This is a genomic window from Pseudomonas sp. CFSAN084952, assembly GCF_009648855.1.
GTDB classification, from domain to species: domain Bacteria; phylum Pseudomonadota; class Gammaproteobacteria; order Pseudomonadales; family Pseudomonadaceae; genus Aquipseudomonas; species Aquipseudomonas paracarnis.
In genome coordinates, this window is the sequence record NZ_CP045767.1 from 2,026,740 (window position 1) to 2,039,325 (window position 12,586).

The 12,586-nt window shown below is 62.3% G+C and carries 10 protein-coding genes and 1 pseudogene; 7 read left to right on the forward strand and 4 right to left on the reverse strand.

Features of this window, described 5'->3' with window-relative positions; genetic code table 11:
- Positions 1-28 precede the first annotated feature (28 nt).
- Positions 29-631: a tRNA-(ms[2]io[6]A)-hydroxylase gene (locus GH769_RS09195; protein WP_014718337.1), complete on the forward strand. Its 603-nt coding sequence runs from the start codon at positions 29-31 to the stop codon at positions 629-631.
- On the opposite strand, the gene GH769_RS09200 is transcribed toward GH769_RS09195, so the two are convergent.
- Complete coding sequence (locus GH769_RS09200) at positions 587-1,786, reverse strand: MFS transporter (RefSeq protein WP_032902149.1); 1,200 nt, start codon at positions 1,784-1,786, stop codon at positions 587-589. The genes GH769_RS09195 and GH769_RS09200 overlap by 45 nt on opposite strands.
- 157 nt (positions 1,787-1,943) lie before the next feature.
- Between GH769_RS09200 and GH769_RS09205 the strand changes: the two genes are divergently transcribed.
- Positions 1,944-2,651 (forward strand): response regulator, encoded by a 708-nt coding sequence (locus GH769_RS09205; RefSeq protein ID WP_014718339.1) that lies wholly within the window; start codon positions 1,944-1,946, stop codon positions 2,649-2,651.
- A pseudogene (locus GH769_RS09210) lies at positions 2,652-3,928 on the forward strand (ATP-binding protein).
- 137 nt (positions 3,929-4,065) lie between these two features.
- Here GH769_RS09210 and GH769_RS09215 read toward each other — a convergent pair.
- The 3 genes from GH769_RS09215 to GH769_RS09225 form a co-directional block, all read right to left on the reverse strand.
- A complete protein-coding gene (locus tag GH769_RS09215; protein WP_032902151.1) occupies positions 4,066-4,857 on the reverse strand; it encodes a MipA/OmpV family protein in 792 nt (263 codons plus the stop codon).
- Positions 4,858-4,873: 16 nt separating this feature from the next.
- Positions 4,874-6,697, reverse strand: a complete 1,824-nt coding sequence (locus GH769_RS09220; protein ID WP_032902153.1) for a serine hydrolase — start codon at positions 6,695-6,697, stop codon at positions 4,874-4,876.
- Between the two features lie 116 nt (positions 6,698-6,813).
- Positions 6,814-7,713 carry a LysR family transcriptional regulator gene (locus tag GH769_RS09225; RefSeq protein WP_014718343.1) on the reverse strand — a complete coding sequence of 300 codons (900 nt, stop codon included), beginning with the start codon at positions 7,711-7,713 and terminating at the stop codon, positions 6,814-6,816.
- 284 nt (positions 7,714-7,997) lie between these two features.
- On the opposite strand from GH769_RS09225, the gene GH769_RS09230 reads away from it, so the two are divergent.
- From GH769_RS09230 to GH769_RS09245, 4 genes are read left to right on the forward strand one after another with little or no spacing between them, the layout of a single operon-like run.
- On the forward strand, positions 7,998-8,816 hold the full coding sequence (locus tag GH769_RS09230; protein ID WP_032902188.1) for a MaoC family dehydratase N-terminal domain-containing protein: 819 nt from the start codon (positions 7,998-8,000) through the stop codon (positions 8,814-8,816).
- A gap of 28 nt (positions 8,817-8,844) precedes the next feature.
- Entirely contained in the window at positions 8,845-10,008 is a 1,164-nt protein-coding gene (locus GH769_RS09235) for an acyl-CoA dehydrogenase family protein (RefSeq protein WP_032902156.1), read from the forward strand.
- A gap of 10 nt (positions 10,009-10,018) precedes the next feature.
- Positions 10,019-11,368, forward strand: a complete 1,350-nt coding sequence (locus GH769_RS09240; RefSeq protein ID WP_019820158.1) for an MmgE/PrpD family protein — start codon at positions 10,019-10,021, stop codon at positions 11,366-11,368.
- Between the two features lie 10 nt (positions 11,369-11,378).
- On the forward strand, positions 11,379-12,572 hold the full coding sequence (locus GH769_RS09245) for a CaiB/BaiF CoA-transferase family protein (RefSeq protein ID WP_032902158.1): 1,194 nt from the start codon (positions 11,379-11,381) through the stop codon (positions 12,570-12,572).
- Positions 12,573-12,586: the final 14 nt, after the last annotated feature.

Sequence of the window (12,586 nt, forward strand, 5' to 3'; positions counted from 1 at the left end):
CTTTTGTGATCCTTTGCCCGTGAGCCCGATGAACCTGCCCGAAATCCATGAATTCCTCGGCTGCCGCACCCCCGATGCCTGGGTCCAGGCCGCGTTGGCCGATCAGGAAACCCTGCTGATCGACCACAAGAACTGCGAATTCAAAGCCGCCAGCACCGCCTTGAGCCTGATGGCCAAGTACTACGGCCACGTTGACCTGATCAACATGATGTCCCGCCTGGCCCGCGAAGAGTTGGTGCACCACGAGCAGGTCATGCGCCTGATGAAAAAGCGCAAGGTCGAACTGCGTCAACTGCACGCCGGCCGTTATGCCTCGGGTTTGCGCAAGGTGGTGCGCAGCCATGAGCCGGTCAAGCTGGTAGACACCCTGGTGGTGGGCGCCTTTATCGAAGCACGCAGTTGCGAGCGTTTCGAAGCGCTGGTGCCGCATTTGGACGAAGAACTCGGCAAGTTCTACTTCGGCTTGCTCAAAAGCGAGGCGCGGCACTTCCAGGGTTACTTGAAGCTGGCTTACCAGTACGGCGACGCCAAGGACATCGCCCAGGTGATCGACCGGGTGCGAGCCACCGAGCAAGACCTGATCGAATCACCCGACGTCGAGTTCCGCTTTCACAGTGGCGTGCCAGCCTGAGGCCACGGCCACACCGATCAACGCGGTGATCCCCGCCAGCAGCAGGATCACCGTTGGCGTGCCAAAGGGTGCTGCCAGCACGGCAATCATCAAGCCCGCCAAGGGCTGGGCCAGGTTGTTGAGCAAGGTCATCACACCGACTGTCTTGCCGAAGTCCTGCACCGGAATCACCCGTTGTCGGGTGCTGCGCAGGTACACGTTGAACATCTTGTCAAAGCCGGTCAGCAGCAGGAACCCCACCGCGTAGGCCCACACGCCGGGGCTGAGCGCTGTGATCAGCGCGCCGACGGTGATCATCGAGTACGACAACCCGCCCAGTACCTTCAGCTTCAGTGATGAATGCGCCAGGTAGAACAGAATCGCGATGGTCACCAGCGCCCCGGCGGCTTGCAGCAGGGCATAGGTGTCTTTGCCCGCTGCGTAGTGGCCGGTGACCATGGCAGCCGAGGTGGCCAGCGTCACGCCGACCATCAGGTTCACACCGACCGCCAGGACGATGATGCGTTTCAACTCCACCCGGTTGAGGATGTGGCCAAAAGCGGTGCGCAGGGGTTGCAGCCAGTTACCCGGCTGTTGTTCATGGATGTGCAGGTCCACCGTGGTGTGGCGCTGCCAGATCAGCATCGCCAGGTCCGCCAGCACAAACAGCACGGCGACCCCCAGCACCACCCAAGGCCACGCCCAGACTTCCAGCATCAGCGCCGCCACCAATGGCCCGAGCACCAGCCCGCTCTGGTCGGCGATCTGCGAATAGGACAAGGTCTTGGCGTAGGTGTAATGCTCGAAGATATGCGGCATCACCACTTCCCGCGCCATGATGCCCTGGGTGGTCAACACGCCGCACAACGCGGACAGCATGACCAGCCACTCAATACCGTCGAACAGCCCATACAGCGCCATCGCCACCACGCAGGCCACGGCCCGATACACCTGGCTGATATGCAGGATACGCACCGGTGAAAACCTGTCGCATAATGCCCCGCACACCGGAAAAGCCAGGTAGCGCGGCAGTGACTCGACAAAAAACGCCAGCCCCGCCCACGACACGCTTTGAGTGGTCTGGAATACGATCAGGGGCACGATAAACAGCAAAACCTGGTCGGCCAGCCGTGAAAGGAACAGCGAAATGAAGAACGCCAGGTAATCCTTGCGCATAGAACTCCCTGTCAATGGCGTTAAAAAGTGCAGGCTATTTGTTAAAAACTCTTAAAAGCATGAAGCTTCGTCGCTGTGGACTGGTCAGCCACATCTGTCGGCCAGCTTGCCACCTATAATGGCCCCATTTCAATCCGCGCATCCACACTGAGAACTTATGGAAAACCTGGGTCTGGGCAAGGTCTTGCTCGTTGAGGACGATGAAAAGCTGGCAGGGCTGGTCTCGCATTTTCTGTCGCAGCATGGTTTCGAGGTACGGGTGGTGTACCGGGGTGATGAAGCCTTGGCGGCGTTCCTGGATTTCAAGCCGAAGATCGTCGTGCTCGATCTGATGCTGCCGGGTCAGAGCGGGCTGCATGTCTGCCGCGAGATTCGCAACGTGTCGGACACGCCCATCGTGATCCTCACCGCCAAGGAAGATGACCTGGACCATATCCTTGGCCTTGAGTCCGGTGCTGACGACTACGTGATCAAGCCGATCAAACCGCCGGTGTTGTTGGCGCGCCTGCGTGCGCTGCAGCGCCGTCAAGTGCCCGAGCCCACCGTGCGCGGTGCCCTGGAATTTGGCCGCTTGTCCATTGATCGCAGTTGCCGGGTGGTCCGCCTGGGCGGCGAGACCATTGACCTCACCACCATGGAATTCGAGTTGCTGTGGTTGCTGGCCAGCAGCGCGGGCAAGATTCTCTCTCGCGACGACATCCTCAACCGCATGCGCGGCATCGCTTTTGACGGCCTGAACCGCAGCGTAGACGTGTACATCAGCAAACTGCGCGGCAAGCTCAATGACAACCCCCGCGAGCCGGTGTGCATCAAGACCATCTGGGGCAAGGGCTACCTGTTCAATCCGTTCGCGTGGGAGGTGTAGATGCTGCGCTTGTATCTGCGCCTCTATCTGATTCTCGCGCTCGGTCTGGCCGGGTCGATCTGGTTGGTCAACTACGGCCTGGACGCCTACATGCCCGAGTCCAACGAAACCTATAACCGTGAAGCCCTGCGCGGCCCGGCCTGGGCCCTGGTGGAGCAACTGCGCCCCGTGCAGGCAGAGGCACGCCAGGCACGCCTGGACGAGCTGCAACCGCATTACGGCTTGCGGCTCGAACTGGTGCAGCGCGACACCCAGGATTTGAGCGAACGGGAACAGAAACTCCTGGCGGCTGACCAGGTGGTGGTGCGCGAAGACTTCATGAAATTTCTCGCGCCTATCGACGACGGCCCGCAACTGCTCGAAATCAGATTGCCGGAAGAACCCAAGTGGTTATACCTGTGGGCCTATGGCTTCCTGGGCGTGAGCCTGGCCATCGTCCTGTATTTCTGGGTGCGTCCACACTGGCGCGACCTGGAGCACATCCGCCTGGCAGCGCAACGTTTCGGTGACAATGACCTGGGCTCGCGCATCTTGCTGCCGAGTCGCTCCACCGTGCGTTCTCTGGCCGGGCACTTCAACCAGATGGCCGAGCGCATCGAAGGTTTGATCGCCAACCAGCGCGAACTCACCAACGCGGTCTCCCACGAATTGCGCACGCCGATTGCGCGGCTGTCATTCGAGCTGGACCAGCTCAGGCAGCAGAGTGACCCACGGCAAAGCCGAGCGTTGATCAACGACATGTACGCCGACCTCGGTGAACTGGAAGAAATGGTCTCCGAGCTGTTGACCTATGCCAGCCTTGAGCCAGGCGCTACCCAGGTCACCCGCGAGCAAATCGAGGCCCACAGTTGGCTCGACAGTGTGATCGGCAGCGTGGCCCTGGAGGCCGAAGCAGAAGGGGTGCAGTTGTCGTTGCGCACCTGCGAGGTGGACGTTATCCAGATCGAGCCACGCTTTATGGCGCGGGCCGTGATCAACCTGCTGCGCAACGCGATTCGTTATGCCGATCGTCGCGTGGAAGTGTCGCTGGTCAAGTTTGGCAGCGGTTACGAAGTGCGGGTCAACGACGATGGGCCGGGGGTACCGCTGGAGGGTCGCACCAAGATATTCGAACCCTTCCTGCGCCTTGACGCCAGCCGCGACCGCCGCACAGGCGGATTTGGCCTGGGCCTGGCGCTGGTCAAGCGTGTCAGCCAGTGGCATGGCGGGCAGGTGGAAGTGCAGGATTCGGAGTGGGGCGGGCGTCGTTTCGAATGACGTGGGCCTATGCAGAGTAAGAGGGCTTGCCCCCATGCCATCCTGTAGGAGCGAGCTTGCTCGCGAAGAACCTCAACGATAACGCGTGTTTTCTGGATAAACGCGGCGCCTGCGAGTTTTTCGCGAGCAAGCTCGCTCCTACAGAGGGCAAGTCAGATCAGAAGGTGTACTGCAGCTCCCCCAACACCGACGCCTGCAGCCGCTGCTCCACAATCGGGCTCTTGCCTGCTTCATTCGCCAGGTATTGCACATCGAGCAAGGTCGAGAACTGCGTGTGTTCGTTGATCGGCACGCTCCATGAGAGGTTCATGCCATTGCTGATATTGCCGGCACTGGCCTTGTATTCCTTGAAGCGGCTGCGGGTGGCCTGGTCGGCAGTCACGCCGTACCAGGTTTGCAGGTAGTTGCGGTCACCGAAGTGGCTGTTGATGGCGGCATCGACGGAGCCGTAGCGGCCTTCATAGAGATGGGTACCCAGGCTCAACTCCAGGTGGGTAAAAGCCTTGCCGGTTTCCTTGTGTTTATCTTCTTCAAGCGCATGTTCCAGGGTGGCGCCGATGATCACACCGCCGAGGTTGTAGGCGGTACTTACCCCCAATTGCGGACGTGACTTGATCTCGCCCATGCCTTTGAGGCGTTTGGAGCCGGCATGCATGCTTTCATTTTTATCCTTGCGCGAATCGCTTGCGCCAACGTATGCGCTGAAGCTCAGGGCATCACCTTCGTAACCCCAGCCCAAGCCCGTATCAGTGTCGAGAAAGACGCCCCAGGGGCTGATGATTTTGCCGCCGAGCACAGGCGCCGTCATACGTTCGTCGCTGCCACTGTAGCGGGGTGCGTTGGCCATGCCGGCCTTGAGGCTGTATTGCCAGTCTTCGGCAAGCGCCGTATCGGCGGCGGCGAGCAGGCACAGTGAGGTCAATGACAGGCACAGGTTTTTTGAGTGCATCAGGGTGTTTTCCTGGTTAGAGGTTCAAGGGTGTGTGGGGTGAATGGGTGCGTTTGAACGAGTAGCCCGAAGCACTCAGGCCGTTGACCTGGCGGCTGACGGTATCGCCCAGGCCGTAGCCGTTGCCGGCCAGCACCGCATGGGCGTTGTCGATGGGCAGCAGGATGTAGTCGGTCAGCGGCTCGCCGTTTAATTGGCCGCGAATCACCAGGAAACAGTCCTCCTGGCGCACGCTGATGCCACTCAATGGCGCGTCGGGTTCATGGCTGCTGAGCACCTGGTAGGTGCCGACCGTGTTGGCCCACGCGGCGGACAAGGGCGGCGGCTCGATGCGCTCGCCGATGGCAATGCGTTGGCCGTGGCTGCGGGCGGTGAGCATTTGGCGGCCTTGTACCGTGAGCACATCCAGCTGCACGCGGCCCAACTCGCCGAGGTCCTTGCGCCAGAACCCCAGTATCTTTTTCTGCGCCCGCAGCCAGCCTTGCTCATCACGCAATAGCTGGAAATCGTAGCCGGCCAGTTCACCGCTCAAGCGCGCACGCTCATCTCTGATGCGGAACACGCCCCAGGCGGTCGCGTAGAAGCCGGCCAGGCGCTTGCGATCCACCGCCGCCGGTACATGGCGCAGCTTGAGGCCGTGGCTGGGGGCCTGGCAGTCGTCGGCGCATACGGGCTTGCCGGTCTGAGCCTGGAGCATCAGGCGCAGGCTGTCGGTGGTCAGCGACACCACCATGTCTTCGGCGTTGCTGTCGTTGGCCATGATGACCACGGCCAGTTGCTGATCCGGCAGCAGGGTCAACTGGGCCACGAAGTCGTCGCCGCCACCGCTGTGCTGGTAGGTGCGCACACCGGGGCCGATGGGCTCGTCACCACAGGGCGCCAAGAACCAGCCCAAGCCCATCTGGCAGTCGAAATCCAAGGCGTTGCCGGTGTTTTGCTGGGTAAACATGGCATCGATAGAAGCGCTGCCGAGGATCTGACGGCCCTTGTAGGTGCCCTTGGCAAACAGCATGCGCACGTAGCGGCTGAGGTCTTTGGGGCTGGTCCACAGGCCACCGGCGGCGAGGTCACGCACCTGGGGGTCGGTGCTGGCCTTGCCATCCTCGTAGCCGTGGGCGCGATAGCTCATTTGCGCACCGGTACCCAGGAAACTGGACTGGTTCATTCGCAAGGGTGTGAGCAGGCTGCTTTGTAACTGGGCTTCGAAGCTTTTGCCGCTGCTACGCTCAATGGCGGCGCCCACCAAGGCATAGCCAAGGTTGGAATACGCCACCTGGGAGCCCGGTAGGCTGCTCAGCCACACACCCGACACACGCATCGGCATTTGCCCCATGGCATAGGTGCTGCGCAGGTCGCGCAGGTGCTCGCTGGGCAAACCGGATTGATGGCTGAGCAAGCGCCGCAAGGTGATCGCTCGATCCGCCTCGGCCTGGTCGCTGTGAAAGCGGGAGCGTACGTAGAACTCACGCAGGGTCTGCTGGATCGGCGCATCCAGCGCCAGGTGTTGCTGCTCCACCAGTTGCAGCGCCGCCGTGGCGGTCAGCAGCTTGGAGATGCCACCGGCGCGAAACGCGGTATTGGGCGTGACCGGCACCCCCAGGTCTTTGTCAGCCAGGCCAAAGCCGCGGGCCCAGATCAGCTCCTGGCCATTGACCAGGGCAATCGACAATCCCGCCACATTGTCCCGCGCCATCTCCTGGGGAATGCGGGTTTGTAGGTAGCGGATGATTGCGCCGTAATCACCTTTTTGAATCGGCGGCGGGGCAGGCGGTTGCGAGTGGCAACCGATACTGCCCAACAGGCAACCCAATAGCGGAATACCGCGCAGTCTGCGAAACATCAAGAGCACCCGAATGATGATTTGGATGCTGGAATGCTAGGGCGGCGGGTGCTGAGAATCTTTGGGTGCTTTGTCGGGAAACTGTCAAAGACTGTTAACGGCCGCTTATAAAAACATCAGGATTTGCCCAGGGGGGCAGGCATCAACGTGGCGATCAGGGCGCGTATGGTCCCCGGCAGCGCTTCCAGCTCGCGTACCAGGATGCTGCGCTCGCGAATCGCCCAGGGCTCGTCCAGTTTCACCGTCACCAGCTGCATGGTGCGGCTGTGACGCAGGGCGGCGGACTCTGGAATGATGCCAATGCCCACGCCGGCCTCGACCATCCGGCAGATCGCCTCGAAGCTCGAGACCTGGATACGCAGCGACAATTGCTTGCCCAGACGCTCGACGTGTTCACGCAGGAAACTCAACAGCGTGCTGCCTTCATGCAGGCCGATATGCTGATACGCCAGGGTCTGCTCGAGGGTGACCGAAGGCAGTTCGGCCAAGGCATGCCCGACGGGCACCATCAGCACCAGTTCATCGGTGCTGAAATGCAACACTTGCAGGCCGGAGGCTTCCACGGGGCCGGCGATGATACCCATGTCACTGGTGCCATCGAGCACCCCGCGCACGATGTCTCGTGACAGGCGTTCCTGCAGGTCGACGGTGACGCCCGGGCGCTGTGACAGAAAGCCTGCCAGGACTTCCGGCAAAAACTCGGTGACCGCCGTGGTGTTGGCGAAGATACGGATATGCCCGGCCGAATCCACGCCGTATTGGGTGAACTCGCTTTTGAGGTAATCCACCTGGCGCATGATCAACCGCGCATGGTGTAACAGGCGCTCGCCTGCCGGAGTGATTTCCACGCCCCGGCTGTCACGGTACAACAGGCGCGTGTCGAGCTGTCCTTCCAGGGCCTTGATCCGCGCACTGGCGGCAGCCGGCGACAGGAAGGCGCGCTTGGCACCCTGAGTGAGGCTGGGGGATTCGGCGATATGGATAAACAGGCGCAGGTCGGCGAGATCGAAGTGCATGCAAGGCTCCCGGACAACAGGTTTCCTGTGGGAGCGGGCTTGCTGTGGCGAGGGAGCTTGCTCCCGCTCGACAGCGCAGCTGGAGCCGGCTTTTTTGGGGGCGCTACGCACCCCAGCGCAAGCAAGCTTGCTCGCCACAGCAAGCCAGCTCCCACATTGGTTCACGGTGTGGCTGTAAGCGTTCAGCATAACCGAACGCTGGTTTATTGAAATGCAAATTCTCAGAACGGGCTGGCCCTTGCATGATCCTCGGCAGACACCCACTGCCTGAGGACCTGCACCCGATGAGCGCCACTGATTGGATCGGCCGAAGTGAGACCGCCTACGACCACCTGAGCCATAACCTGCTCAAGCGCATCGCCGCCACATTAGGTGAAGAGGTGCCTGCGGACGGCGACGCTGTGCCTGCGTTGTGGCAATGGTGCTTTTTCCAGGACCCGCTGCCGGAGGTGGCGTTGGGCAGCGACGGCCACCCGGCACGCGGCGGGTTTCTGCCGCCGGCCGATAACCGCAATCGCATGTGGGCCGGTGGGCGTCTTGAATTTCTGCACCCACTGCGGGCTGGCGAGGCGGCTACGCGCGTGTCGACCATCACCCAGGTCGAAGAAAAGACCGGGCGCACCGGCTCACTGCTATTTGTCACCGTGCGCCATGACTACTCCCAGGAAGGGCGCCTGGCCATCCGCGAGGAGCAGGACATCGTCTACCGCGAACCCACGCCACCCAAGCCTGGCAGCGGCGACGCGCTGGCCCGGGGCGAATGGACAGAGGCCGTCGAGCCGACGCCGACCCTGTTGTTCCGCTACAGCGCCGTCACGTTCAACGGCCACCGCATCCACTACGACTACCCCTATGTCACCGGCACCGAAGGCTATGCCGGCCTGGTGGTGCATGGCCCGCTGATCGCCACCTTGAACCTGCGTGCGTTTTGCCGAGCGCACCCTGAGGCGACCTTGCGCCGCTTTGCCTATCGCGGCGTGCGCCCACTGATTGCGCCACAGCCTTTTCAGGTCGGCGGGCGCATCACCGCCACCGGCGTCGCAGAACTCTGGGCTGGCGACACTGAAGGCCTGGCACAGACCGCCCAGGTGCATTTCGAATAACCCGATAACAACAGGCGGAGAGCCGTAGATGAATGCCCATGACAACGAAGAACTCAATGCGATCCGCGACGGCGTGCGCGCCTTGTGCGCCGAGTTCGATGCCGCTTACTGGCGCAAGATCGATGAAGAAAAAGGCTTCCCCGAAGCCTTCGTCAAGGCCCTGACCGACGCCGGTTGGCTGTCGGCAATGATCCCCGAGGAATACGGCGGTTCCGGCCTGGGCCTGGCCGAAGCCTCGGTGATCCTTGAGGAAGTCAACCGCTGCGGCGGCAACTCGGGCACCGTGCACGGCCAGATGTACAACATGTTCACCCTGCTGCGTCATGGCAGCGAGGCGCAAAAACGCTACTACCTGCCCAAGCTGGCCAGCGGTGAATTGCGCTTGCAGTCGATGGCCGTCACCGAACCCACTACCGGCACCGACACCACCAAGATCAAGACCACGGCGATCAAGCGCGGCGACAAGTACGTGATCAACGGCCAGAAAGTCTGGATCTCACGGGTACAGCATTCCGACCTGATGATTCTGCTGGCACGTACCACGCCCTTGGCCGACGTAAAGAAAAAATCCGAAGGCATGTCGATCTTCCTGGTGGACCTGCGCCAGGCCATCGGTAACGGCCTGACCGTGCAGCCCATCGCCAATATGGTCAACCATGAGACCAACGAGCTGTTCTTCGACAACCTGGAGCTGCCCCTGGACAGCCTGATTGGCGAGGAGGGCAAGGGCTTCAAATACATCCTTGATGGCCTGAATGCCGAGCGCACGCTGATTGCCGCCGAGTGCATCGGTGACGGCCGCTGGTTCATCGAAAAGGCCAGCGCCTATGCCCGCGAGCGTGTGGTGTTTGGCCGGCCCATCGGGCAGAACCAGGGCGTGCAGTTCCCGATTGCCGAGGCGCATATCGAGATCGAAGCGGCCGACCTGATGCGCTGGCGTGCCTGCGAGGAATACGACAGCGGCAAGAACGCCGGGGCCAGTGCCAACATGGCCAAGTACCTGGCGGCCAAGGCGTCCTGGGAAGCGGCCAATGCCTGCCTGCAAACCCACGGCGGCTTCGGCTTTGCCTGCGAGTACGACGTGGAGCGCAAGTTCCGCGAAACCCGCCTGTACCAGGTGGCGCCGATCTCCACCAACCTGATCCTGTCCTACGTGGCCGAGCATTTGCTCGAATTGCCACGTAGCTTCTGAGGGCCTGAGCATGAGCCCTACCCAAGCCCTGTGCCGGTTCCTGGCCGAGCTGACGTACTCACAATTGCCCGAGCCCGTGCTGGCGCGCACCGAAGAGCTGTATCTGGATTGGCTCGCGTCCGCTTTGGCCAGCCAAGGCGCGCACCCGATCCCCTTGTTTGAACGCTACGCGCAGAAGATGGGCCCGAGCAGCGGCCCGGCCCAGGTGATCGTCAACGGCACCGGCACCAGCGCGTATTTTGCCGCACTGGTCAACGCCGCTTCCTCACATCTGGTGGAGCAGGATGACCTGCACAACAGCTCCGTGCTGCACCCGGCCACCGTGGTGTTTCCCGCTGCATTGGCGGCTGCCCAGGACCTCGGCAAGTCTGGCCGTGAGCTGTTGCTGGCTTCTGTAGCCGGCTATGAGGCGGGGATTCGCATCGGTGAGTTCATGGGCCGCTCCCACTACCGCATCTTCCACACCACGGCCACGGTCGGCACCCTGGCGGCGGCGGTCGCGGTGGGCAAGTTGCTCGACTTCAACGAAGAACAATTCATCAACCTGCTCGGCAGCGCCGGCACCCAGGCTGCCGGGCTGTGGGAGTTTCTGCGCGATGCCGCCGACTCCAAGCAACTGCACACGGCCAAGGCGGCGGCGGACGGCTTGCTGGCGGCTTACCTTACGGCCGATGGGCTGACCGGCGCGCGCAATATCCTTGAAGGTGAGCAAGGTTTGGCGGCCGGGATGTCCAGTGATGCCCAACCGGGCAAATTGTCTTCCGAGCTGGGCAGCCGTTGGGCGCTGGTGGAAACCTCGTTCAAATTCCACGCCTCCTGTCGCCACACCCATCCTGCTGCCGATGCGCTGCTGGACGTGATGCAGCGTGAAGGCCTGAGCGCTGCGCAGATCTCCCAGGTGCAAACCCACGTGCACCAAGGCGCCATTGACGTACTCGGCCGAGTGACGGTGCCGACCACCGTGCACCAGGCCAAATTTTCCATGGGCACGGTGCTTGGGCTGATCGCTGTGCATGGCAAAGCCGGTTTGCCTGAATTCCATGAGCTGGCGTTGACCGATCCTGCGGTCGCGGCGTTTCGCGACAAGGTCTGCATGAGCCTGGACCCCGAAGTCGACAACGCCTACCCGCAACGCTGGCTGGGCCGCGTTACCGTCACCACCACCGATGGCCGCACGCTGCACGGTGCCATTGATGAACCCAAGGGCGACCCGGGCAACACCCTGAGCCGTGCCGAGCTGGCGGACAAGTTCCAGCGCCTGGCCGACTTCAGTGGCGCCCGCACCCCGGCCCAGGCCAACCGCCTGATCGAGCAGGTGTGGAACCTGCGAACTACCGCGTCCATGGCCCATTGGCTTTGAGGGATTTGTCATGACTGAACAACGACCGCTGGACGGCATCACCGTCGTCAGCCTGGAACACGCGATTGCCGCGCCGTTCTGTACGCGCCAACTGGCCGACCTCGGTGCCCGGGTCATCAAGGTAGAGCGCCCCGGCACCGGCGATTTCGCCCGTGGCTATGACGAGCGGGTGCGTGGCCTGGCGTCACATTTCGTCTGGACCAACCGCTCCAAGGAAAGCCTGACCCTGGACCTCAAGCAGGACGAGGCGGGCGCCATTCTGGATGCGCTGCTGGCCGATGCCGATGTGCTGGTGCAGAACCTTGCCCCCGGCGCGGCGGCGCGCATGGGCTTATCGTTCGAGGCGCTGCACGTACGTTTTCCACGCCTGATCGTCTGCGATATTTCCGGCTATGGCGAAGGCGGGCCCTACGAGAAAAAGAAAGCCTACGACCTGCTGATCCAGAGCGAGGGCGGCTTCCTCTCGGTGACCGGAGGCCCAGAAGAAGAACAGATGGCCAAGGCCGGTTGCTCCATCGCGGATATCTCCGCCGGCATGTACGCCTACAGCGGCATTCTGTCGGCGCTGCTGCTACGCGGCAAAACCGGCCAGGGCAGCCGCATCGATGTAAGCATGCTCGAAAGCCTGGTGGAGTGGATGGGCTACCCGATGTATTACGCCTTCGACGGCGCGGCGCCGCCACCGCGTGCGGGTGCCGCGCATTCGACGATTTACCCCTATGGGCCGTTTCCCACCGGGGGCGGCGGCACCGTGATGCTCGGCTTGCAGAACGAGCGCGAATGGGCGGCGTTCTGCGACAAAGTGCTGCTCACCCCGGCGCTGGCCATGGACGAACGCTTCAGCGCCAATTTCAAGCGCTCGGCCAACCGCGAGGTGCTGCGCCAGATCATCGTGGAGCGCTTTGCCCAACTGGACGTCGAGGCGGTGATCCAGCGCCTGGAAGACGCGCAAATTGCCAGCGCCCGGGTCAACGATATGCAAGGCGTGTGGGACCACCCGCAACTCAAGGCCCGCGACAGCTGGCGCGACGTCGACAGCCCGGCGGGGCCGTTGCCGTCGCTGCTGCCACCGGCCCGTAACGCCGCGTTTACCCCGCGCATGGACGGCGTGCCAGCGCTGGGGCAACACAGCCAAGGCATCCTCGATCAGCTGGGTTACTCCGTTGAGGCCATTAACAGCCTGCGCGAGCGCGGCGTTATCTAATCAGGAATCAAGTG

Excerpts from the sequence above, each read along its gene's own strand:
- GH769_RS09205 (WP_014718339.1), top strand. The coding sequence starts at position 1,944 with ATGGAAAACCTGGGTCTGGGCAAGGTCTTGCTCGTTGAGGACGATGAA.
- GH769_RS09225 (WP_014718343.1), bottom strand. The coding sequence starts at position 7,713 with ATGCACTTCGATCTCGCCGACCTGCGCCTGTTTATCCATATCGCCGAA.
- GH769_RS09195 (WP_014718337.1), top strand. The coding sequence starts at position 29 with ATGAACCTGCCCGAAATCCATGAATTCCTCGGCTGCCGCACCCCCGAT.
- GH769_RS09240 (WP_019820158.1), top strand. The coding sequence starts at position 10,019 with ATGAGCCCTACCCAAGCCCTGTGCCGGTTCCTGGCCGAGCTGACGTAC.
- GH769_RS09230 (WP_032902188.1), top strand. The coding sequence starts at position 7,998 with ATGAGCGCCACTGATTGGATCGGCCGAAGTGAGACCGCCTACGACCAC.
- GH769_RS09215 (WP_032902151.1), bottom strand. The coding sequence starts at position 4,857 with ATGCACTCAAAAAACCTGTGCCTGTCATTGACCTCACTGTGCCTGCTC.
- GH769_RS09245 (WP_032902158.1), top strand. The coding sequence starts at position 11,379 with ATGACTGAACAACGACCGCTGGACGGCATCACCGTCGTCAGCCTGGAA.
- GH769_RS09200 (WP_032902149.1), bottom strand. The coding sequence starts at position 1,786 with ATGCGCAAGGATTACCTGGCGTTCTTCATTTCGCTGTTCCTTTCACGG.
- GH769_RS09220 (WP_032902153.1), bottom strand. The coding sequence starts at position 6,697 with ATGTTTCGCAGACTGCGCGGTATTCCGCTATTGGGTTGCCTGTTGGGC.
- GH769_RS09235 (WP_032902156.1), top strand. The coding sequence starts at position 8,845 with ATGAATGCCCATGACAACGAAGAACTCAATGCGATCCGCGACGGCGTG.